The 21897-nt window shown below is 38.7% G+C and carries 21 protein-coding genes and 1 pseudogene; 15 read left to right on the plus strand and 7 right to left on the minus strand.

Annotated elements, in window-relative coordinates:
* The first annotated feature begins 230 nt into the window (after window positions 1-230).
* The 4 genes from DCO56_RS11520 to DCO56_RS11535 all read left to right on the plus strand — a co-directional run bounded on the left by DCO56_RS11520 (window position 231) and on the right by DCO56_RS11535 (window position 4415).
* Entirely contained in the window at window positions 231-1127 is an 897-nt protein-coding gene (locus DCO56_RS11520) for an AraC family transcriptional regulator (protein WP_108633926.1), read from the plus strand.
* 72 nt (window positions 1128-1199) lie between these two features.
* The gene (locus DCO56_RS11525; RefSeq protein ID WP_108633927.1) at window positions 1200-1946 is read left to right on the plus strand and encodes a glucose 1-dehydrogenase; all 747 of its coding nucleotides are present in this window, start codon (window positions 1200-1202) and stop codon (window positions 1944-1946) included.
* Between the two features lie 601 nt (window positions 1947-2547).
* Window positions 2548-3450, plus strand: coding sequence for an SDR family oxidoreductase (locus tag DCO56_RS11530; RefSeq protein ID WP_108633928.1), 903 nt, complete (start codon window positions 2548-2550; stop codon window positions 3448-3450).
* Window positions 3451-3497: 47 nt separating this feature from the next.
* On the plus strand, window positions 3498-4415 hold the full coding sequence (locus DCO56_RS11535; RefSeq protein ID WP_108633929.1) for a helix-turn-helix domain-containing protein: 918 nt from the start codon (window positions 3498-3500) through the stop codon (window positions 4413-4415).
* Window positions 4416-4611: 196 nt separating this feature from the next.
* Here the strand turns inward: DCO56_RS11535 and DCO56_RS11540 are convergent, their stop codons facing one another.
* The 4 genes from DCO56_RS11540 to DCO56_RS11560 all read right to left on the minus strand — a co-directional run bounded on the left by DCO56_RS11540 (window position 4612) and on the right by DCO56_RS11560 (window position 7932).
* On the minus strand, window positions 4612-5454 hold the full coding sequence (locus DCO56_RS11540) for a helix-turn-helix domain-containing protein (protein ID WP_108633930.1): 843 nt from the start codon (window positions 5452-5454) through the stop codon (window positions 4612-4614).
* Complete coding sequence (locus tag DCO56_RS11545; RefSeq protein ID WP_108633931.1) at window positions 5455-6426, minus strand: aldo/keto reductase; 972 nt, start codon at window positions 6424-6426, stop codon at window positions 5455-5457.
* 605 nt (window positions 6427-7031) lie between these two features.
* Window positions 7032-7637 (minus strand): DNA alkylation repair protein, encoded by a 606-nt coding sequence (locus tag DCO56_RS11555; RefSeq protein WP_108633933.1) that lies wholly within the window; start codon window positions 7635-7637, stop codon window positions 7032-7034.
* 109 nt (window positions 7638-7746) lie between these two features.
* Window positions 7747-7932, minus strand: a complete 186-nt coding sequence (locus DCO56_RS11560) for a TfoX/Sxy family protein (RefSeq protein WP_108633934.1) — start codon at window positions 7930-7932, stop codon at window positions 7747-7749.
* A 441-nt stretch (window positions 7933-8373) separates the two neighbouring features.
* On the opposite strand from DCO56_RS11560, the gene DCO56_RS11565 reads away from it, so the two are divergent.
* On the plus strand, window positions 8374-8961 hold the full coding sequence (locus DCO56_RS11565; protein ID WP_108633935.1) for a Crp/Fnr family transcriptional regulator: 588 nt from the start codon (window positions 8374-8376) through the stop codon (window positions 8959-8961).
* 54 nt (window positions 8962-9015) lie between these two features.
* On the plus strand, window positions 9016-9699 hold the full coding sequence (locus tag DCO56_RS11570) for an MBL fold metallo-hydrolase (RefSeq protein ID WP_108633936.1): 684 nt from the start codon (window positions 9016-9018) through the stop codon (window positions 9697-9699).
* Between the two features lie 283 nt (window positions 9700-9982).
* On the opposite strand, the gene DCO56_RS11575 is transcribed toward DCO56_RS11570, so the two are convergent.
* Both DCO56_RS11575 and DCO56_RS29275 read right to left on the minus strand, forming a co-directional pair.
* Entirely contained in the window at window positions 9983-10897 is a 915-nt protein-coding gene (locus DCO56_RS11575; protein WP_108633937.1) for an NAD(P)/FAD-dependent oxidoreductase, read from the minus strand.
* A gap of 4 nt (window positions 10898-10901) precedes the next feature.
* On the minus strand, window positions 10902-11039 hold the full coding sequence (locus DCO56_RS29275; protein ID WP_181390527.1) for a hypothetical protein: 138 nt from the start codon (window positions 11037-11039) through the stop codon (window positions 10902-10904).
* Window positions 11040-11328: 289 nt separating this feature from the next.
* Here DCO56_RS29275 and DCO56_RS11580 point away from each other — a divergent pair, with 289 nt between their 5' ends.
* Genes DCO56_RS11580 through DCO56_RS11600 form a run of 5 tightly spaced genes read left to right on the plus strand, consistent with a single transcriptional unit; the run spans window position 11329 to window position 18280 of the window.
* On the plus strand, window positions 11329-12090 hold the full coding sequence (locus tag DCO56_RS11580) for an SDR family NAD(P)-dependent oxidoreductase (RefSeq protein ID WP_108633938.1): 762 nt from the start codon (window positions 11329-11331) through the stop codon (window positions 12088-12090).
* Between the two features lie 25 nt (window positions 12091-12115).
* The gene (locus DCO56_RS11585; RefSeq protein ID WP_108633939.1) at window positions 12116-12724 is read left to right on the plus strand and encodes a TetR/AcrR family transcriptional regulator; all 609 of its coding nucleotides are present in this window, start codon (window positions 12116-12118) and stop codon (window positions 12722-12724) included.
* A 46-nt stretch (window positions 12725-12770) separates the two neighbouring features.
* Window positions 12771-14138, plus strand: coding sequence for a TolC family protein (locus DCO56_RS11590; RefSeq protein ID WP_108634528.1), 1368 nt, complete (start codon window positions 12771-12773; stop codon window positions 14136-14138).
* 8 nt (window positions 14139-14146) lie between these two features.
* Entirely contained in the window at window positions 14147-15193 is a 1047-nt protein-coding gene (locus tag DCO56_RS11595) for an efflux RND transporter periplasmic adaptor subunit (RefSeq protein WP_108633940.1), read from the plus strand.
* Between the two features lie 12 nt (window positions 15194-15205).
* Window positions 15206-18280, plus strand: coding sequence for an efflux RND transporter permease subunit (locus DCO56_RS11600; protein ID WP_108633941.1), 3075 nt, complete (start codon window positions 15206-15208; stop codon window positions 18278-18280).
* A gap of 176 nt (window positions 18281-18456) precedes the next feature.
* On the opposite strand, the pseudogene DCO56_RS29750 reads toward DCO56_RS11600, so the two are convergent.
* Window positions 18457-18681: pseudogene (locus DCO56_RS29750) on the minus strand (helix-turn-helix domain-containing protein); the annotation flags it as partial.
* A gap of 581 nt (window positions 18682-19262) precedes the next feature.
* Between DCO56_RS29750 and DCO56_RS11610 the strand changes: the two are divergent.
* The 4 genes from DCO56_RS11610 to DCO56_RS11625 all read left to right on the plus strand — a co-directional run bounded on the left by DCO56_RS11610 (window position 19263) and on the right by DCO56_RS11625 (window position 21819).
* Entirely contained in the window at window positions 19263-19967 is a 705-nt protein-coding gene (locus DCO56_RS11610; protein ID WP_108633942.1) for a PoNe immunity protein domain-containing protein, read from the plus strand.
* Between the two features lie 2 nt (window positions 19968-19969).
* Window positions 19970-20437, plus strand: a complete 468-nt coding sequence (locus tag DCO56_RS11615; protein WP_108633943.1) for a DUF6630 family protein — start codon at window positions 19970-19972, stop codon at window positions 20435-20437.
* 238 nt (window positions 20438-20675) lie between these two features.
* Complete coding sequence (locus tag DCO56_RS11620; RefSeq protein ID WP_108633944.1) at window positions 20676-21029, plus strand: hypothetical protein; 354 nt, start codon at window positions 20676-20678, stop codon at window positions 21027-21029.
* A 25-nt stretch (window positions 21030-21054) separates the two neighbouring features.
* On the plus strand, window positions 21055-21819 hold the full coding sequence (locus tag DCO56_RS11625) for a hypothetical protein (protein WP_108633945.1): 765 nt from the start codon (window positions 21055-21057) through the stop codon (window positions 21817-21819).
* The last annotated feature ends 78 nt before the right edge of the window (window positions 21820-21897 follow it).

Raw genomic sequence — 21897 nt, forward strand, 5'->3', positions numbered from 1 at the left:
GAAAGCATCAAGATGAGGCACTACAGGCAGGTATTGATTTGATATTTAAGAGATAAGTCTTTTATCAGTTTTTTGGATTGATATTATAATGTGTATGGTTCTCCCTAATTTCTTGGTAAGCAATTTTATGGTTGGTCTAGATACCCCCAAAGTCAGCTTGTTGACCTATCTTTATTGTATATTTGTAGTATACTTAAGTACTAAATGGTTAAGATAACGATTACCTATCCATGGATATCTATACTATAAATAATATTGTGCTATATCGTAAATTAGATTGGACCTTGTCAGATGATTTCTTCTATCTAACACACATACCTACAGCCTTCGAGCCCTTTACGATACATCCGAACTACTATTCATTTGGCATCATCCACCAGGGTTCGATGAAGATCGAGATAGATAGCCAACAGTACAACATCGTTCCGGGGTCGTTTCTGATCTATCGTCCCGAACAAACCCTGAAAATAGTAGAAATAGAAGTAGAAACAGAGGGGGCATTTATACTGTTTACCAGGCGATTCATTCAAAATTTTCAGCCTTCTTTTGATGCATTTTTTACCAAAACCTTTTTACACAAAAATTTCGATTCTCATTTTATGATCGATAAAAACGATCATGATCAGTTGTCTACCATGTTTGGCAAGATCTTCGATGTGCTGTCTTCAATATATACCGACCGTTGGGAGATATCTGCCAGAAGTGTTATCTATGCTTTGATTAATGAAACCGATCTCATTCTAAAAAAGTATAAAAATTTTCTAAATCCCACTTCCAAAAAAGAAAGTTTAGTCATAAATAAGTTTAAACTCCTTGCGAAAGAAAATTTTTCAAATCGACTTCCAATCACATTTTATGTTGACAAGCTTAATTTAAGTGCGAGTCAATTGTATAAAATTTTTAAAAGAAAGGGACATATATCCCCATCTTCGTACCTTAATGAACTGTTGCTTCAGGAAGCAAAATTCCTTCTTTCCGATTCCGAGAATAATATTGGTGAAATAGCCGATAAATTGTCTTTTAGCGACATACATACGTTCAGCACATATTTTAAGAAGCAGACAGGCCTTTCTCCATCAGCATTTCGTTCTAGAGAATTCGATCGTACACAAAAAGACAAAAAATAAGTAGGTTTGAACAAACATTTTACAGCTGCGACTATCTAACTTTAATTATTAAATTGAAAAACAAAGATAGATATGAGCAGACTAAAAGGAAAAATTGCCATTATTACTGGTGCTTCTCAAGGTATGGGAGAGTCCCACGCTAGGGAATTTATAAGAGAAGGAGCCAAGGTCGTGTTGACAGATCTTAATGAACAACGTGGTGTAGCGATTGCAGAGGAATTAGGAGAAAATGCAATATTCATTAAACAGGATGTCACCAAAATTGAAGATTGGGAAAAAGTTGTTGCCGAAACGGAAGCTAAATTTGGACATGTGAATGTTCTTGTCAACAATGCGGGTATCCTAGGGCCTATCAAAACAGTCACCGAAATATCCGTAGAAGACTATTTAAAAGTAATAGAAATTAATCAAAACAGCGTTTTCTGCGGAATGAAATATACGATTCCTTCAATGTTGAAAGCGGGCATTGGTTCAATTGTAAATATTTCATCTGTTGCCGGAATAGTGGCGATTCCCGGGTACCCAAGTCTCGCGTATATGGGCAGTAAGTTCGCTGTACGGGGACTGACCAAAGCTGCTGCTGTAGAGTATGGGAAGAGCAATATCAGGGCAAACTCTGTACACCCCGGCTATATCAAGACTCCGATGATGGTCGAGGCGACTGATGAAGATGGAGGCGGTGCTGGAAATGTTACGCCTTTGGGTAGAATGGCGGATGCCAAAGAGGTTAGTGATCTTGTCATATTTCTAGCTTCCGATGAGTCTTCTTTTCTTACAGGTACAGAGCAGGTTATAGACGGTGGTATGAGTATTCAATAAAAAGCATGTTAAGTATTTACAAAGCCAGATAGGGTAATAAAGCTTTGGTTGAACAGGAAAAAAGGGTGGGTGGCATATCGTATCTGCCCTTTTTACCGTTAAGCCCAACATATAGTATAAAAGTACTAGATGTCCGAGTCGTTGTAAGGATAAGTTTTCACAGTCTTACACCAAACCATGTACTCGAGGGCGGGGTGTTGACAAGACCCCATAGAGAATGCAATCCTTCCACAAATAACAAAAAAGGGAGAAGAATTGCTAAAAGTTGTAGACGATCTTTATAAATGGGAACTCAAGTATCAATTGACCTTCAAAAAGCTCTCGATTTGAGCCAAACTTTCGGGGTCTAGTAGACCAAAAATATATCGTTCGTAAATTTCAAGACTCTCCATGACTGCCCCATTTCCCTAGGATTACCTGAATTTTGCTTTACAAAATTGAAATCATCTATTACGGATAAGGTCGAGCCATCACATCATAGTTGGTTGGAATAACCGGGAAACTGACGCAAAAAAATATTTCTGACTACAACATAGCCACTTTTGGCTACACTTATCAGCCCTTCAGGCCTGAACTTTGTTATCATAAATAATTATTCGACATGAAAGTATTTGTAACAGGCGCTACAGGATTCGTAGGAACAGCTGTAGTTCAGGAATTATTAGAAGCCGGTCACGAGGTTCTGGGACTGGCAAGATCAGAAGAATCTGTAAAGAAATTAATTGACGCGGGAGCAGAGCCCCACCATGGTGACTTGACAGATTTTGAAAGTTTAAAGTCTGGAGCCAGACTTTCCGACGCTGTTATCCATTTGGGCTTTGTGCACGATTTTGGCCGTTTTCAGGAAATGTGTATTTTAGACGGTGAAGTGATCGGAGCTATTGGAGATGCTCTGATTGGAACTGAAAAGCCCTTTCTTATCACTTCGGGTACTGCGTTGTTTTCAAAAAATGGAATTACCACGGAGAAAGACCGACTCGTAAATCACCCACATCCAAGGATTGCTACCGAAAATGCGGCGGACGATCAGGTTGCAAAAGGTGTAAATGTTGCCGTCATCAGATTATCTCCTTCTGTGCATGGTGAGGACGATAAAATAGGTTTTGTTCCACTGTTCATTAGAATAGCAAAGGAAAGAGGTGTTTCAGCCATCATTGACGACGGGAATAATCACTGGCCAGCTGTGCATCGCTTGGACGCTGCGAGGCTTTACCGCTTGGCTCTGGAAAAACCTTTTGAAAATGGAACCAGATATCACGCAGTAGCCGAAGAGGGGATTCAGCTTAAAAAGGTGGCTGCTGAAATTGCCGAACGTCTGCGTATACCTTTGGTTTCTTTGAATCCCGAAGAAGCTGAACAGCATTTCTCCTGGTTTACACATTTTGCAAAGCTGGACAATCAAAGCTCTAGCGCTTGGACCAGGAAAGCGCTGGATTGGAACCCGGTTCATCCAACTTTACTGGAAGATTTAAAAGGTCCGTATTACTTTTCTGAGCATCAATAATTTGTATTTTTGTACTTGTGCATTTTAAATAAAAAATCTGTAAAATAATGTCCAATACTACACTGATAAGACTAAAGTCCATTTCCGAATTTCATAAACTTCGGGGTCTGCCGGCACCAAAGCATCCACTGATCAGCGTGATCAATTATGAAGATATGACCGAGCAAGCCAAGGTCGGAAAACAGAGCTTGCTATTCGATTTTTATATGATTTCGGTCAAACGGGATATGGACCACAAGTACAGGTATGGACAAAAAGATTATGATTTTGACGAGGGTGTGATGTTCTGCATGGCACCGCATCAGGTGTTAAGTATAATACGCGAAGAACACGGAAAGAATCCTTCCGGATGGATGCTGATGATCCATCCGGACTTTCTCTGGAATACGCCACTTTCTATTTCGATCAAAAGATATGATTTTTTTGATTATTCGGTTAATGAAGCACTGTTCCTATCAGAAGACGAGGAGCTAAAAATGGAACAGATCATCGAAAACATCAAGCAGGAATATCAGAGCAATATAGACCAATTCAGCCAAGACATCATCATCTCGCAATTGGAGACCATGTTTAATTATTCCCAGCGTTTTTATCAGCGACAGTTTATCACACGGAAGAAAGCCAGTCATCAGTTTTTGGAAAAGCTAGACATCTTTCTTAACAAATATTTTGAAGGAGAATATATCATTCAGAATGGATTGCCTACGGTACAGCTGCTATCTGAGAAACTAAATATGTCAACACAATATATGCGGGGCCTTCTCAAATCGCTGACAGGACAAACTACACAACAGATAATCCACGAGAAAGTGATCGAAAAAGCAAAAGAGAGACTTTCCACAACTGAGCTTACCATAAGTGAGATAGCTTATGAGCTGGGCTTTGAACATTCACAATCATTCAATAAACTGTTCAAAGCCAAGACCAATATTTCACCTATGGAATTTCGCAAATCTTTTAATTGATAGTAACAAGGCTTAAAGAGTCGTGGCTTAAGCTGCGCTCAAAGGGCATATTAACACAGGACGGTCTATTTATTGAACTCTCTGCATGGACGGGATGATATATATCTAACCAAAAAGGCGGCTAATTTTTACAACCATTTGGTGACTTTCTTTTCAGAAGCACCAAATGGAATGCCATGAGAAATTAAACTATTTCTCATGGCATTCCATTTCTATTTTTGATCGGCTTGCTACCACCTACAGTCGGCGCTTTTCCAAATTTCTTCTTAAAGGCATTAGAAAAATGGGACAGGCTCTCGAACCCAAGATCGAGATAGATAGCTGATGGCTTTTTGTTCTTTCTTTCAATTAAATGCCATGCCTCATTCAACCTTTTATCTTGCAGCCACTTACGTGGCGGCATGCCGAAGGTCTTCTGAAAGTCCCTTTTATACCCTGAAAGGCTCCTCCCAGTGAGTTGTGCAAACTTTTCAACAGGGACATTAAAATAAAAATTGCTCAGCATAAATTTTTCCAGATCTATTTTATAAGGCTCCGAGAAATCGAACAAAAAGTCACAAAGCGCTGGAACAGCTAACAGCATCAATTTAATTCCTTCTTTCACCTTTAAAAGTCCCATTTCGTCAGTCATTTCATCACCAGAGCTTCGGGCATAGGGAATGATCGACTGAAAATAGCCGGTGAGAAATGCATTATTGGGGAGGCATATGTTCGGAGGTCCGGTGTATTTACCCTGAGCTTCCATTTTTTCCTCCAACGCGATCCGGCGCATCAAATCTTCCTGCAGCGATATGACGATAGTTTCATAATGACCACTTGGTCCAGGTGTTTTAGTTAACGTTCCCAGCTGATTTTTCTGGATTAGCAATACTTCTCCGGCAGATATGTTTACATTCTGCTCTGAGGTTTCGAGAACCATCTGACCTGAGACCTGCAATACCAGGGTGTGATGATTCCAGACGCATGCTTTCTCTTTCCGTTCTGAAGAAAGGTAGGAGTAGAATATCACGCCGGGAAGAATTTCTGCTGGACTTTCCATTTATCTTTGTAGGTAAGTACCGCCTTTGATGGCACCCATTGCAAATGTACTATTTAAAATGTTCATCTCCTGTGGTGTAAACACAATTTCCATTGCGGCGATATTTTCAGGCAACCTTGATCTACGGCTCATACTCACCAATGGCATAATATTGTCGCCCTGTTCTTTCACCCACGCAATCGCAAGCTGTGTAGGGGTGACATTTTTAAGGTGAGCGATTTCTTTTAATACTCCAACTTTTTCAAGATTATGGACCAGGTTATCACCCTGAAAACGGGAAAAGTGATTTCGATGGTCATCGATAGGAATTGGAGCTTGCAGATTGCCGGCTAATAGGCCTTCAGCCGTATTGGCAAACGCTACGACACTAATCCCTAATTCTTTAGCCGCCGGCAACAGATTACTTTCGATCTGACGGTCAGCCAAAGAATAACCTATTTCCAGTGCACTGATGGGATAAATGCTGTTGGCTTTACGAAGCTGATCAGCGGTGATTTCTGATACGCCAATATGACGTACTTTACCTTCCTCTACCAGGCCGGCAATCGTTCCGATGATATCTTCTATTGGCACGCTGCCATCCATTCTGCTAGGCTGGTATAGGTCGATGGTGTCAATGCCCAGACGAGTTAAAGAATAGTTGACAAAGTTCTTGATCGCTATAGGATGGAGATCCAAGCCGATCCAATGGCCGTTATGGAAAATAGCACCGAATTTGACACTGATAAAAGCATCATTCCGTCTTCCTTTAATGGCTTTCCCAATAAGCATTTCGTTGTGGCCTGCACCATAAAAATCTCCGGTATTCAGGAAGTTAATCCCGCTGTCTAAAGCCTGTTGGATGGTTGCAATGCTTTCGGTTTCATCAGGCGTAGGCCCGCCCCATATTGATGACATCCGCATACATCCCAGACCAAGTTTTGAAACCATAGGTCCATTTTTACCCAATTGAATTTTAGTGATTTCTGACATTTGATTGATTATAATGTTATAAGACAAAGGTCTCTATTTAATAATCAAGTCGCTTTCTTCTACGGTTCAATTTACTTGCCTGTATGGTTCATTGGCAACTTCGCAGCTGTTTTCTTTGAGATGTGTTAGCAGCCCTAGCTCTTCTTCGATTTCCGGTTTTGTCCTCCAATTGTGCTTATAAACCCTAAATACATAAAGTTTAGCCTGATCCTCTACTGCATATAAGTGATTCATTGCAAGCCGGATTATTGCACATTCCGACATGTCGCTCAGTCTATATTGTGCTTGAATAAATTTGCAAAGTTCATTTGGGGAAAGTGTACTGTTTATTGTCGGAAATTGATCGGTCATGTTTTCTTTATCTGTCTGTGTGCAAAATAAAGCCTTGATATGCAACTGAATGCCAAATATAGGTAATTTCCAAATAACCCTAAAAATTGTCCATTGCCTTTTCCCGAAATTACAATACTCAGTTCGTAATCGAAGAGATGCGAAAACAGTAATACGAAAAACAAAAAGTACTTTTCATCGATTAAATATGAATATTATACCATTTTAGATAAGCTTAAAAGGCGAGAGCTATGTGGAACGGATACAAACGCATCCTACTTTGTCTTTTTAACATAACTATAGGTGAATGCGATTTCCGGAATGGATAGATCCCAATTGGAAATTTCCGCTGTGATTAGATCAGGATATTTTTTCGCAATATCCCTTAAAGAATTTCCTGTAGATTTTCGAAGGTATTCACTTGAATTGCTTTTATTCACGCTGATCAGTTCAATGGCTTTTTTGGGATTATCTTTAAAATAGGGTCTACCCGTCCAGATCCGCAATCCTTCAGTTACAGCACGACATACATTGGGGTCTGCATCATTTATCCATTCTTCAATCTCACCCAAAGAATTATCATAACCGTTATCCTTACAGTATTGATCAAAAGCTTTTGCTATTATTTCCTGAACCTGCCAGCTCTTATCCGATTGTGCCTGATTTTTCAAAATTTCAAGGCAGGTTGAATCTTTTACAGCAAGATAGCCCAATATAAAAACTGATAGGCACCTGACTTGGTAAAATTCACTATGCAATAGCCCGAGCGCAATTTTTTTGCATTCCTGGGCAGTATGACTGTCAATAATTTTAATAGCTTCCTGATCGAATGGCTTAAAACCATGTTGGACCTTTTTAATTCTTTCGATTATTTCCTCCATTTATCAAGAGTTGTTATTATAGATTTCCAAGGCCTGGATTAGCGATGTATTAGCTCCTTTAAGACCATATACTAACTTTATCGATGAAACCCCAAGCAGCCTTTTTTTCCTAAACCTCATCTTCCAGTTTAGCGTTATAGCGACACATTAGATTTTCATGACTTACATTGATATACATTTTCCCATTTACAAGGAAAGATAATCCACGAAACATGCTCTTTTCTTCAACTTCAATATTTTCTTCTATGGCAAGTCTTTCACGGCCCCGGTTGACAAATTCATTGTTATGAGCCATCTCTTCAGTTTGTCTGTTATTTAAAGTTACTTAAAAACTTTGGTTGTCTCGAGATTCTTCATTATAAGGATTTGAAGAATTATAAAAAGACAAGTTTGTTGATACTTACCAGAGAGAAAGTTGAAATTGAGAAGGGAAACTTGAGAAGCAGTTTACCGCAAAAGTAGACCGTTTTATTACATTATTTTGCTTCTACGCCTGTTATTTCTATAAGACTGATGATCCGGTAGGAGACACTGGAAACATTATAGATCTAACACAGGAAAGGGATAATGCCTTTTAAACCCGACTTATCCTTAATTTTTTATATTAAATAAACAAGTTCTGATGCTATGCTATCAGAAAATTAGCCTTTTTTTAATGATAATGTTAAATTTGCGAGCTGGAATTAAGTAAGCTATAGTGGCAATAATAAAATAAAAAGGACAAAAAAGGTGGTGCATGACTGACATATTAATAAATTACCTTTCCTCAACGAGAGCACTCTCAGAAGCGGAAATCAACTTTTCAATACAGTTCTTTAAACCAGCTCATTTAAAAAAGGGAGCGTTTTTTATTCGTGAAAATGAATTCTGCAATCATATTGGATTTATCGCTAGTGGTGCTGTCAAAGCCTACGCTATTGACCAGCAAGGAAAAGAAAATATAACTTGCTTCAAATTTGAAAAAGAATTTACCGGCTCTTTTCCGGAGTTTGTCACGCAGGAAAAATCCAGAAGAAGTATCCGTACTGTTGAAGATAGCTTAATCTATAAAATCAGTTATCCTGATTATCAATATCTACTTGCCCAGGTGACCGCCCTAAATGGAATTTTAAAATCAGTGATTGAACAGGAGTATAAACAAAAGGAACGTTATCTACTAAACTACAATAACAGGTCAGCTTTGGACAAATACCGTCAGGTTCTTTCTTGCGACCCTACGCTCGTCCAACGTATACCGGTGCAAGACCTGGCATCATACCTTGGTATCACGCAACGGTCGCTCACAAGAGCGAAAGGACAAATCTCAAAAATCAACGTATTATAGGACAAATGTCCTTTTGCTTTAAGGATCAGTGAGCTAGATTTGTACGCAAAAACTATGTTACATCAAATAGCTACTGAAGTATTCCATATTCCGCTCATGCCAAGAAACAGTATCAACTGTTATATTATCGAAGGTGTATTGGTAGACTCAGGAATAAGGAGTTCATATTCGACTATAAAGAAAGTGCTTCAGGAAATAAACGTTTATCAACATGTACTCACACATGCACATGCAGACCACCAAGGGTGCAGCGATCAGATATGTGCTGAATTTGAGATACCTTTACTCTGCCATCCCAACGAAGTTTTCAGAACTGAGACGGGGATGGTAACCATGGACTATCCAACGCAGCACCATTGGATAGCAAAACTTCAACAAAGATACTGGGCAGGCCAGGGACATAAAGTTGGACGGACAATCGTTGAAAACGATAAAATTGGAGACTTTCGGGTAATAGAAACTCCCGGACATTCCGCAGGTCATATCTCTTTATTCCGTGAGCGCGATGGTGTACTGATAATGGGAGATACGGCGGTAAATATGAACCTCGTCACAACAGCAGTCGGCTTACGGCTTCCACCAAATATGTTCACAACGGATCAGCAGCTTAATATCAAATCGCTCCAGAAGTTAGCACAGCTGACCCCCGCTATGATTTGCTTCGGGCATGGACCGGTTCTGCGAAATAAGGATCGGAAGTTTGAGCAATTTGTGGCTCAATGTAGTTATCATCACTAAAGCGCCTTATTTTTCTTTAGATAAGATCCGTTCGACAGCGGGCTAGTGTTCGTTACTAAGCCTTTATGTCAGCAGGAATTTTTGATAAAGCAAAAATTCCTGCTGACATAGAGATTTTAGAAATGTCAACTTAATCCGACGCCGACTTTACATGAAAAACCATTAAGGTTCAGTTAGCTGGTGATGCCTTTATGGAGTTCGCACTCGTTGCTGTAATCCATTCTGTTCAATAAGTAGAATCGTTTTTCGACATATTAATATCGTTGAAATTCTAATTTGGTACTCATTTTAAAAAATCTTCTTCTACCAGCGCGTTATTTAAAAATACACCTGTATTATTGCCTGTTGATACAGCATATGATACAGCACGTAGCGGATTAGTGTTGTCTCCACAAGCGAATATGTTATCCACTGTCGTTTTCTGAAATGCATCTACTTTGATAAGTCCCTGTTCTGTCAATTCACAGCCCAATAATTCGGGGATTTTACAATGTTGTTCAAATGGAGGTCTAGCATAGATGACATCTAATTTAAAAATTGAATTGTCTGAAAAAGTTATTTCTTCAACTACGCCGTCTGTATGTTTCAATGAGGCTATCTTCTTCTCAACTATTGAAATATTGTGTCTTTTGATTTCATCGGTCTGCTCTTGTGTCAGCTCCGATTTTCCATTGGTAAATATCGTTAAATCCTTTGTCCAGTTATTAATAAGTCGGGACAAGTGAAATGCACCATATCCATTTGCCAAAATCCCTGTTTTTTGATTTTTCACTTCATATCCATGACAATAAGGACAATGAAGTACTGTGATTCCCCAGCATTCAGAAAACCCCTTAATGTTCAGCATTTTGTCTTTTAAACCTGTTGCAAAAACAAGTTTTCTAGCTGAAAATATTTTACCTGATTGAGTTGATAACTCAAAGCCCTTATCAGTTTTCGTTGCACTAACAGCAAGGTCTGTCAAGAATTTTACAGTGTCGTATTTTAACACTTGATCTTTTGCCTTTCTCCCAATAACGCTTGGTTTTTCTCCGTCCTGCGTCAGAAAGTTATGTGAATGAGGTGTTTGTCGGTTACAGGGCAAACCGCTATCAATAATTAAAACATTTCTTAATGCTCGTCCCAGAGCCATCGCTGCCGAAAGGCCTGCATAGCTACCGCCAATTATGATTACGTCAAAATTTTTGTTATCTGTCATTTCATTAAAATTTAAAATGATGTTTATCCTTTATTTCCAACGGTCTGCTTAGGTCGTTGGTTTCAGGGGTCCCATCGCTTATCTGATCTTCGCGAAGATTAGCTATGATCTCCCTATTATTTTCTGGTCTGTCCGTCTCCATACTTGTAATATTTATTGGTTGCTAAATGTTCAAAACCAATTCATCTATTGTTTATTTGTATTAAACAGTGTTCAAATATAGTGAAAATATATTTGTTTTAACAAAATAGATAGATTGAATTTTTAAATAGCTCAGGCTGTAATACACAACTTTAAACTAAATAAATAACTGAATTACTTCAATATATGGTGTTTTGCCGCAGATATCATAGTGAAGTGTAAAAAAAAATTGGATAATTGAACACTGTTTAATATATTTGCATCATAAAATTAATTTCAACATTTAAGAAATGAAAAAAGCATTAATAACTGGAGCAAGCGGAGGCATAGGTTTGGAAATTGCCAGACGTCTTTCCCAACAGCATTACCAATTGACCTTAGTGGCAAGAAATGAACAGAAATTGAAATCTGTTCAGGAGCAACTTGGGAGGGAAGCACATCAGATTCTTGTAGCAGACCTTACCATAAAAGAGGATATTGAGAAAGTCAGTAAGCACCTTACTGAAAATAGTTATGATCTTCTTGTTAATAACGCAGGAAATGGTTCTTATGGAAGGTTTACAGAGATACCTATTGGAGAACAGTTAAATACCATGACACTGAATATGGAGGCATTGGTATCCTTGTCTTATGCATTTTTAAGTAAAGCAGTATCAGGAAATGCGCTGATCAATATTGGGTCACTACTGGCTCATTCATCTTTACCTGGTGGAGCCGTGTATGCAGGAACAAAAAGCTTTGTTGCCAACTTTTCGGAGTCACTCTGGTATGAATATAAAAATAAAGGTATCTTTGTATCAGGCTTTAATCCCGGTGCTGCAGATTCTGATTTCCATTCGAACTCGGGCAGTGACACAAGTGCATTTCCAAGTTTTGTCGTATCTAGTGTTTCTGAAGTTGCCGACGAATTTATGAAGGCATTGGCAGCAAGAAAAAAGCCAAGAGTAATACAAGGATTTAAAAACCGAATGATGCTATTTGGGTTTAGGTTTCTCAGCAGGAAATCAACAATTAATATAATGGGTAAAATTAGTCCGGGGCTTAAGGCTTAAATTTTAAAGCCAAAAAAAAATTAAAATGAGTATAGCAGAAAGAAAACAGGAAGAAAAACAGGAAATGCACCAGCGTATCTTAAATGCGGCACGCAAAATATTTCTTGAAAAAGGATATGAAAAGACCAGTATGCGCAATATTGCCAATGAGATCAATTATAGTCCTGGCAGTCTCTATTTTCATTTTAAGGATAAAACCGAGATTTTTCAGGAGCTTCAAAAAGAAGGATTCACGTTGCTTCTAAACCAGTTGAAAGTGCTGAACAGCGTAGCAGATCCATTTGAACGACTTAAGGCATCGGGACGTGTGTTTATTCAATTTGCGCAGGAAAATAAGGATTACTACAACCTCATGTTCATGGTGGAGGAGACCGTAAAAAATCCTGCTGAAACTAGGTTCACAATTGCGCAGGAAGCCATAAATCATATGTGTTCTATGATCCGCGATTGCCAACAACAAGGTAAATTCATAGAGATGGATACAGACTATTTTACATTTATGGTGCTTTCCGCAATGCATGGAATTTGTGCCTTGTTTTGCAAGGACCGTACAACAAGTTTTATAAACAAAACAAATGAAGAGCTGATGGAAAACGGCTACGCATGTTTTGTTGCTTTGCTCGAAAAGAGCTAGGCACTTTTTTTTATTATTTTATTGAACAGTGTTTAAATTTATTACAGTGATTAAATTATATCAAAAACCTAAATTACTATGGTCGATTTTGTTGACCATGGTATTGATCACTGCCCATCAGAGCTGGGCGCAGGGTAGGCTTGACCTATACATAAAAGAGGGTCTGGAATCAAACCAGAGTATAAAACAGCAAAATTTTATGCTGGAGAAAAATGTTTATGCGCTCTCGGAGGCGAAAAGTATGTTTCTACCAAATATTGCCTTTTCAACAACCTATACCAAAGCCGATGGCGGACGGACAATCGATATTCCTGTGGGCGATATGATGAACGGTGTGTACAGTACACTAAATCAGTTAACAGGAAGCAATTCGTTTCCGCAATTGCAAAACCAGCAGGTATTGATAAACCCTGATAATTTCTATGATGCAAAATTTCGCATAACCCAACCAATTCTGAATGCAGAGCTCAATTATAACAAAAAGATTAAGACAAAGCAGATCGGCCTCCAAAAAACGGAAGTGCTACTTTATAAAAGAGAATTGGTAAAAGAAATTAAAGTAGCCTATTATAATTATCTGAAAGCGACCAATGCTGTAAAGATCTACCAATCTTATTTAGCATTGGTGCGTGAAGGGGAGAGAGTCAACAGGAAGCTATTGGATAATGGTAAGATTAACCGGACAGCCTTGGTCCGAAGCCAAAATGAGGTTTCCAAAATCGAGGCTTCGATCGTGACTGCTATAAAGACGCAAGAATCGGCCAGGTATTATTTTAATTTCCTTCTTAATCGCCCACAGACAGAAAGTATTTTAATAGATGAAATAACCGCCTTGCCGGATCAGACCGCTCTAATAGGTGAAGATATCGGTAATCGCGAGGAGCTTTCCAAACTTAAAATCGCCAAGGGTATCAATGAAGACCTGACGGGACTTGCAAAATCATACCTCGTTCCAAAGGTGGGAGCCAGTTTGGACCTGGGTTCGCAGGCATTTGACTGGAAATTCAATAATAAGAGCCGCTATTACCTTCTTGGCGTTTCTTTAGAGTGGAACCTTTTCGGATTTGGGAGAAACAGCAGCCGCATGAAGCAGACCCTTGCCGAGCAGCAGGCAATTTCATCCCAGACCAACTATGTGCAACAACAGCTTCTTACAGAGCTTAAAGTGCGTCAGGCCAGTATGGAGAGTGCTGTTGCTGAATTTCGGGCAGCCCAGAGCCAGTTAAAGACAAGCCAGACCTATTACAATGATATATCAAAACTATATAAGGAGGGGATGGCAATATATATTGAAGTGCTTGACGCCCAGAATCAATGGGTAGATGCCCAGCTGCAGGCCAATATCGCTCTATTCGATACATGGATAGCATTTACTGCCATTGAACGCGCCAACGCTAGTTTTAACATACAATAATTTTAAAAATGAAAAGGATACAATTTACAGTAATTTCGGCAGCCCTATTGCTGTCATCGTGCAAAGAGCACCCCAAAAATACAAATCCGCTTGGCGAACCAGATATCATTGCCGTAAAGGTATCCCCTGTGTCGTCCTTCCGTGTTCCTACCTCGGTACAGGTAAGCGGGTTGGTCAGTACAGAAGACCAGGCAAACTATTCTTTTAAAATAGGCGGTGTCATCAGCCGTATATTGGTCAATGAAGGAGACTTTTTCCGCAAAGGACAATTATTGGCAACGTTGAATACGACCGAAATTTCAGCCGGGCTTTCCCAGTCAAGCCTAGGTGTGGATAAAGCCCAACGCGACTATGACCGTGCAATGAACCTTTACAAAGACAGTGTCTTTACGTTGGAACAGCTGCAAAATACAAGAACTGCACTTGATGTCGCCAGAAAAGGAAAAGAAGCCGTGGCGTTCAACGAGCGCTATGCAAAGATCTATGCCGCCTCGGACGGCTTTGTCTCAAAGAAGGTCGCAAATGAAGGAGAAGTGATTGGGGGCGGAATGCCGGTGTTACTTACTAATACCATACAGCAGAATGCCAGCTATCTTCTCAAAGCAGGTGTAACAGACCGTGAATGGTCAAGTATAAAAGCAGGACAGGCTGCAAAAGTTACATTAGATGGTTTCCCTGATCAGCTATTCGAGGCGACGGTATACAGAAAATTGCAATCGGCAGACCGAGAAATAGGCTCTTTCCAGATAGAACTAAAATTGAAACTCCATAACGTTGCTCCTCCCGTAGGCATGTTTGGGAAGGCCGATATTGAGATAGATGAGGTGGAGAATGCAATCGTGATCCCCTATAATGCATTGGTCGAAGCGGACGGAAAAAAAGGATACGTATTCACTATTGTTGGCGCAGACAAGGTAAAAAAGATTCCTGTAAACATCATGAAGTTTGAAACGGATAAAGTGTATCTAAGTGACAAAATGGACGGGATAAACCAAATTGTCATTTCCAACAGCGCCTACCTGAACGAGCAATCCGTAGTCAAAATTATCAAGTAAACCCACATCATAATGAAAATAACAAATTTTGCCGTTAAGAACTATCAGTTCACCCTGATCATGTTCGTTCTTTTCGCCGTAGTGGGGTTGCTCACGCTGTTCACTATGCCGAGATCGGAGGATCCGACAACGCATCCGCCGCAATATGTGATCACGGTCATTTACCCGGGAACCAGTCCAAAAGACATGGAAGAACAGGTGGTAAAACCGATTGAAAATAAAATATACGGGCTTGAAAATATAGAAAAGATACTTACTTCTGTTGAAGATGGTGTTGCCGTAATACAGCCTAAATTCAAATATGGCGTCGATGTCGACAATAAATACCAGGAGATATCTACCGAAATAAATGCGCTAAAGAACAGTGAACTCCCAAAAGATATCTATCTGATCAAAACGGAAAAAGTAGCATCCTCCGATGTAAAGATCATCCAAGTGGCTTTGGTTTCCAATGCTGCATCAGCTAAAGAACTTAGGGACAAAGCCGATCTGCTTAAAACAGCGCTGGAAAAGATTACCGACCTTAAGGAAGTTAAGTATACCGGAGTTCCTGAGCAGGAGATACGCATAGACATGCAGCTGGATAAGCTAGCCCAGCTAAGGATACCCTTAAATCTTGTTGTCGGGAGCTTGCAAAGCGAAGCTGCCGATATCCCTGGGGGAAGCGTTAACCTCGATACCAAAGTTTTCAACGTGAAGACCAGCGGCAAATTCAAGAATGTCGAAGACGTCGCCAATACAGTTATATATAACGCCAACGGGAAGATTATTTATTTAAAAGATGTCGCCGAAGTTAGCTATAAGGATGGTACCATCAACCATATTACCCGCCTTAATGGTCACCGCTGTGTGCTCGTGACAGCAGCCATGAAAGACAATGTCAATATTAGCAAGGTCAAGGAAGAGTATATCCCAGTGTTGGAAGCATTCCAGAAAGGACTTCCGGAAAATATAAAAATGATCAAAAACTTTGACCAGGCGGACATGGTTGCCCAACGTTTGGGACACCTGGGATTTGATTTTGCGCTGGCGATCGTGCTGGTCGTTATCACGTTGTTGCCACTGGGATTCAGGGCATCATTGATTGTTATGATCTCCATTCCGTTATCACTCGCCTTGGGTTTGATAGCGATGAACATGCTGGGCTATTCACTCAACCAATTAAGTATTGTTGGCCTGGTGGTGGCATTGGGGCTGCTGGTAGACGACAGTATTGTTGTCGTCGAAAATATAGAAAGATGGTTAAGAGAGGGGTATTCCATTAAGGATGCCGTGTTAAAAGGGACAAAGCAGATAGGTAATGCAGTTGTAGGATGTACGGCTACTTTGGTCATAGCGTTCCTGCCGCTTGCTTTTTTACCTGATGCGGCAGGCGAATTTCTCCGAAGCTTGCCGATGGCGGTAATGACAAGCGTATTGGCATCCATGCTGGTTGCGCTTACCTTGGTTCCATTTCTTGGCAGCCGTATATTAAAACCCCATGCACATAGCGGCGGTAATTACTTCCTGCAGAAGCTACAGCAGTTTTTGAGCTATTCTTACCGCAGTATCATGCCAATCGCACTCAAATGGCCAAAAGTAACCGTAGGGATCTCAATCGCGCTTAGTGTTTTTGCATTTGCCCTCTTTCCATTGGCAGGATTCAAGCTTTTTCCAACATCAGAAAAGCCAATGTTCCTGATCAATATCAAACTGCCATTGCAGGCAAACATCCCTGAAAGCGACCGCGTCACCAAACTCGTGGAGCAGGAACTGAAGAGCCATAAGGAAATCGTGTATTATACCTCCAATGTCGGCAAAGGTAATCCGCAGATTTATTACAATGTACACCAGCAGGACATTAAGCCCGATTTTGGACAAATATTTGTTCAATTGGGCGACGATACCGGCCCAAAAGTCAAACAAGAACTGATAAAGACCCTTAGAAAAAAATTCATTGATTTTCCCCATGCAAGAATTGAAGTAAAGGATTTTGAACAGGGCACACCGATTGAGGCGAACATTGTTGTCAGAGTTTTCGGGGATAATCAGGACACCTTGCGATCCCTATCTTTTAAGGTAGAGGAAATTTTAAGGAAGCACCCCGGTACCTTCTTTGTGAACAACGAGCTAAATTCGTACAAATCAGATGTCAAGGTTTCAATAGACAAGGAAAAAGCGCGTACCCTTGGTGTATTGACCAGTGATGTAGACATGGTTATCCGTATGGCAGTAGCCGGCGTAAATGTTGGTGACTACATCGACGACCGCGGCGATTCAAGGAATGTGATCATTACCCTACCACGAGAAAAGTTTTCAGATCTCAATGTGCTCAAAGGACTTTATGTCAACAATATCCAGGGAACACCGATACAGGTTGACCAGATTGCTACAATAGGTTTTGAAACATCTCCGACGGCAATCAACCATTTTAACAAATCGAGGTTTGCCAAAGTGACATCATTGACTAAAGACCACGTGTATGCCAATGATATTTTAAAGGACATCGTTCCACAGCTTGACAGATTAAAGCTTCCGCCGGGGTACTATTATAAATTGTCGGGTGAGGCCGAGTCCGAAGGCGATGCCCTGGGAGGCAACTTTCTTTCGGTCATATTATTAAGTGGCTTCCTTTTTATTGGCGTGCTCCTTTTACAGTTTAAGAATTTCAAGGGGATTATTATCGTATTATCCATTATCCCGTTGGGTATATTGGGCGGTGTTATAGCGCTCCTTTTAACCGGCAATCCGATGTCCTTGGTTTCGATTATCGGTTTTATCGGGTTGTCGGGAATACAGGTCAAGAATTCGTTGCTCCTCGTGGATTTTACAAACCAGCTTAGGGTTGAGGGCCACTCCTTGGATGAAGCTATCCATATAGCGGGTGAGACACGGTTTTTACCTGTTGTGCTTACATCTATTACCGCTATCTGCGGATTGATACCTATTGCATTAAATCCCAATCCGCTTATTGCCCCCTTGGCGATTGTACTTATTGGCGGGCTTATAAGTTCAACAATCCTATCAAGGATTGTAACACCTGTAATGTACAGGCTCATTCCACCACAGATCGAAATTGAGGAAGATACAGAAGATAACGAAAAGTAATGAATACACTTTTCAAAGGCAATGCAGGAGGCCAGTCTCTTATTTAGTTCATATGGGGCTGGCCAAATGTTTCTATCGTACACTTTGTTTTTAGTTATACTAGCAATTCTTTGTCGTCAAAAAAATAAGCTGGTTATTATTACTCTATAAAAGTGCAGAAAAATAAAGGCTGTTTCTTAATTAAATGATTTTCGAAATTCTGAGGGAGAAAATTTGGTTTTAGATTTGAATATCCTACTAAGTGATTGTAAATGCTCAAAACCTAATTCGTAAGCAATTTCACTGATCGACAGATCTGTTGTTGAAAGTTTTTCTTTGGCTTTTAAAATCAATTTGTCGTGAATGTGTTGCTGAGTGGTCTGTCCAGTCAATATTTTAAGTAATCCACTTAAATAATTAGGCAGTAAAGCAGAAGAGGATACATACAAAAAACAAAATATTGGAAGGAGAAATAGTCCATGTATGCTCACCTCTGAATTGATGGAATTTCGTAAAGATCTATTTGATGAATAAAAAGTAAAAAAGATCTGAAGGATATTCCATGTCGTATTTATACTCCGCTTTGGTGAAAAAGTATTCAGGGAGATATATTTGCGCTTTCGAGTAATCGGAAAATAATCAATATTGATTATTTCATTTATGTTTTGAATATTTGAAGTAGGAGCTAATCACTGGATAGACGGAGTACTTAAAAATCCTGGACCTCCACCTTCATATGTTGTTGTAGATGCAAAATATATACAAGCTGGTCCCAATACATTAGTTGATTGAACTAGACAAATATCTAATCAATGGATTAGCGATAGATCGGCAAATACGATTTCCAGACAAGCCTAATATTACGCAAACAGGTTACGGAAGGATAACAGGAAAAGTAGATGCAAATCGAAAAACTGTAATTGGATATTTCAATTTCGACAGATATATCACTAGAGAAAATGCTGGCAAATAGCCTTAAAATCAAATAAGACAAGAAAAAAATATGAGAACAAATTTAAAAGATAAGGATTATTTTGATAGTTATATTACGCTAAATAAGGAAGATATCGAATTTTATGAAGAGGGATTAAAGTCGGGAGCGACTGCAAACGATAGAATTCCTGCGGTGAAAAGACAAATTTTTACAACGGGGCTTCATACAGTAATTGCTAAATATTCTGCCGGATATCCTGTTCAGGAAGTTGAGACTGATTTTATAAAAGTTATCGAATCTTTAAAAGAGGGCTGGCAAGGCGAGGGCAAAAATATACAGTTTGATGATTATATTTTGATGCTATGGATGCTTTCAGTGGCAATTCTTTTAGACATCGATGATGCAGAGTTTAGAAAAATAATTACGGTTTTAGAGGAAAGTGGTTATAAAGACGGTATTTATGATATCATTATTTCGTCTAAGTTTTCTGACAAGAATACAGTTTCAGACCTCACTTATCCCAATGAATTTGGTTTTCTGAAAAATTTTTATGCAACAAAAAATATAGAAGATCTAAAAAACTATTTGGACAAAGCTTGGTACAAAAAAATGAAACCTACATACTGGTTTGATAATAATAAAAACAAAAATGAGGTTTTCTTCGGATATTGGAGTTTGGAAAGTGCAGCTTTTGTGAAAATATTAGATGTAGAAGATTCGTCTCTGGAGAACCAACAATATTACCCTTACGATTTGGTCCACTGGAAAAAATAGCTATGGAAACTTACAGACAGATCATCAACATTATTGTAAAAGATTCAGGCGACAGAGAAATTATTATGAAAAAACTTTCTGAAGTTACTGCTGATCCCGCCTTATACGAAGATTTCTTCTTCAGAACACCATATGAAGATCAAGATATCACAAGGTTACAGATGATCGATTTGCTTATTGAAAAAGGATACGCATTTGAAATCGACTGGAAAGAAAATTATACAACGGCCAAAAAAGAAATTCAAAAAATATCAACTAAGCTTGATGTTTCTCTCCCTATAGAAGACGATGAGGATCTTTATGATTTAGAGCCGGAAATCTTTTTTTTGAGAGTTAGTTCATTATTGGAGCGTAAGGGTTATTCAATTTTTGATGTTGATATTGACAGTAATAGTTATGTCATCATTCTTGCTGATTCTGATTTTGCTGAAACAATTACATCTTTAGACTCAAGAATAAAGAAATATTAAATTATGATAGAGATACATCAAAAATTTTGGTTAGTCTTCTAAACTTTATATGTGTGATTTATACAGATCCTTTGAAAATCTGCAACATTCAAAAGTTAAAGGACTTCAGTCAAGATTCAGATATCCCTAATTTGGTTCATTGCATTAAAACAGAACTTCTCGTACTATGAGATTTATTTTCAAGATGATGTTCCCGAGTCTGTTGTAAATCTGAAAATCCAGATTTGAGATATCATCATTGACGAATTCCCACCTAGCGGCATTAGTTGATTTTGTAAAGAAGAATTATCTCATCATCGAAAACTGTCTGAAAAGTTTTAAGCGGGAGCAGTGTCTGTGTTCAGTAAAGGTCAGAGAAAGCGGAAAGCCAACATTTGGACATTTACAACAGTTTATAAAAGAACAGTGGATTGATTATATCATATCAGAGAAATGTATGAGTTTTGATGGACTAACAGATAAAGAGAGATTATCTATTAGCGGACTAGTATTTGAGTATGAGAAGGCTTTAATTGACGATAATGCAAAAGCGATAAAAATTTTGAAAGCATTGAACTTTGATAAACCTTCGATTGACATAATTATTGGATAAATAAACATAACGCTAACCAGCACCTATGGAATTAAATGAAATAAAAAATATACAAGATTTCCAGCGATTTCTGTTTCAACAAAAGAATGAAAATTTTGTTCAGCCTGATGATCCCAATTATTCAAGAACAATTTGTGGAACCGATTTCAGATCTGAAATTCTGTATGTTCTACCATCAACTGAAACATTAGAAAATATCCGGTTTTATGACAACCTGAAGTTTATCACCATCAATAACTATAAGATTGATAGTAAAAATCTTGATGCATTAAAAAAGTATAAGGATAATTTAATAAATGTTAGCCATTTACATATTTGGAACATCAAACAAAATGATCTGGATTTAATTTCATTGTTTCCAAATTTGACACATTTATTCATTTCACATGTCAAAAAAGCTGACTTTTCATTTAACCGCTTAGACGAGCTAACGAATTTGAACACGCTTTGTCTTTTAAGTCTAAACAAAGTAGCAGACTTCAATTTCTTGCCAAACGCTACAAAATCTAGAATTAAAAACCTTTCGTTAACTTATACATCAAATCTTAAAAGTTTGAATGGGATTGATAAGTTCGAAAACCTTGAACACTTATCGCTCTTTGCATCAACAACAGAAAGTAACAAAAAAGTAAGCCTTGACGATTTATCAGGAATTGAAAACCTAGCAAAACTTAAAACATTTGAAATTGCTTATTTTCGGTTTGACAATAGGGAAATGGCCAATAGACTTTCGTTTTTAAAAGAATTAAAGGAGTTTATTATTGATAATATCAAATATGAAAATAACTAAAGAATGTGTTTGAATGAAATTATTGGATCTTTTCAAAATATTTAGATGAAGACAAATTGATCGGTTTACTGTTATTAA

This window comes from Sphingobacterium athyrii (assembly GCF_003071065.1).
In the GTDB taxonomy this organism is placed as follows: domain Bacteria; phylum Bacteroidota; class Bacteroidia; order Sphingobacteriales; family Sphingobacteriaceae; genus Sphingobacterium; species Sphingobacterium athyrii.

Coding starts and splice junctions, on each gene's coding strand:
- DCO56_RS11580 (WP_108633938.1), top strand. CDS start 11,329: ATGAAAAAAGCATTAATAACTGGAGCAAGCGGAGGCATAGGTTTGGAA.
- DCO56_RS11625 (WP_108633945.1), top strand. CDS start 21,055: ATGGAATTAAATGAAATAAAAAATATACAAGATTTCCAGCGATTTCTG.
- DCO56_RS11575 (WP_108633937.1), bottom strand. CDS start 10,897: ATGACAGATAACAAAAATTTTGACGTAATCATAATTGGCGGTAGCTAT.
- DCO56_RS11540 (WP_108633930.1), bottom strand. CDS start 5,454: ATGGAAAGTCCAGCAGAAATTCTTCCCGGCGTGATATTCTACTCCTAC.
- DCO56_RS11565 (WP_108633935.1), top strand. CDS start 8,374: ATGACTGACATATTAATAAATTACCTTTCCTCAACGAGAGCACTCTCA.
- DCO56_RS11610 (WP_108633942.1), top strand. CDS start 19,263: ATGAGAACAAATTTAAAAGATAAGGATTATTTTGATAGTTATATTACG.
- DCO56_RS11560 (WP_108633934.1), bottom strand. CDS start 7,932: ATGGCTCATAACAATGAATTTGTCAACCGGGGCCGTGAAAGACTTGCC.
- DCO56_RS11535 (WP_108633929.1), top strand. CDS start 3,498: ATGTCCAATACTACACTGATAAGACTAAAGTCCATTTCCGAATTTCAT.
- DCO56_RS11555 (WP_108633933.1), bottom strand. CDS start 7,637: ATGGAGGAAATAATCGAAAGAATTAAAAAGGTCCAACATGGTTTTAAG.
- DCO56_RS11545 (WP_108633931.1), bottom strand. CDS start 6,426: ATGTCAGAAATCACTAAAATTCAATTGGGTAAAAATGGACCTATGGTT.
- DCO56_RS11600 (WP_108633941.1), top strand. CDS start 15,206: ATGAAAATAACAAATTTTGCCGTTAAGAACTATCAGTTCACCCTGATC.
- DCO56_RS11585 (WP_108633939.1), top strand. CDS start 12,116: ATGAGTATAGCAGAAAGAAAACAGGAAGAAAAACAGGAAATGCACCAG.
- DCO56_RS29275 (WP_181390527.1), bottom strand. CDS start 11,039: ATGGAGACGGACAGACCAGAAAATAATAGGGAGATCATAGCTAATCTT.
- DCO56_RS11520 (WP_108633926.1), top strand. CDS start 231: ATGGATATCTATACTATAAATAATATTGTGCTATATCGTAAATTAGAT.
- DCO56_RS11615 (WP_108633943.1), top strand. CDS start 19,970: ATGGAAACTTACAGACAGATCATCAACATTATTGTAAAAGATTCAGGC.
- DCO56_RS11595 (WP_108633940.1), top strand. CDS start 14,147: ATGAAAAGGATACAATTTACAGTAATTTCGGCAGCCCTATTGCTGTCA.
- DCO56_RS11570 (WP_108633936.1), top strand. CDS start 9,016: ATGTTACATCAAATAGCTACTGAAGTATTCCATATTCCGCTCATGCCA.
- DCO56_RS11525 (WP_108633927.1), top strand. CDS start 1,200: ATGAGCAGACTAAAAGGAAAAATTGCCATTATTACTGGTGCTTCTCAA.
- DCO56_RS11530 (WP_108633928.1), top strand. CDS start 2,548: ATGAAAGTATTTGTAACAGGCGCTACAGGATTCGTAGGAACAGCTGTA.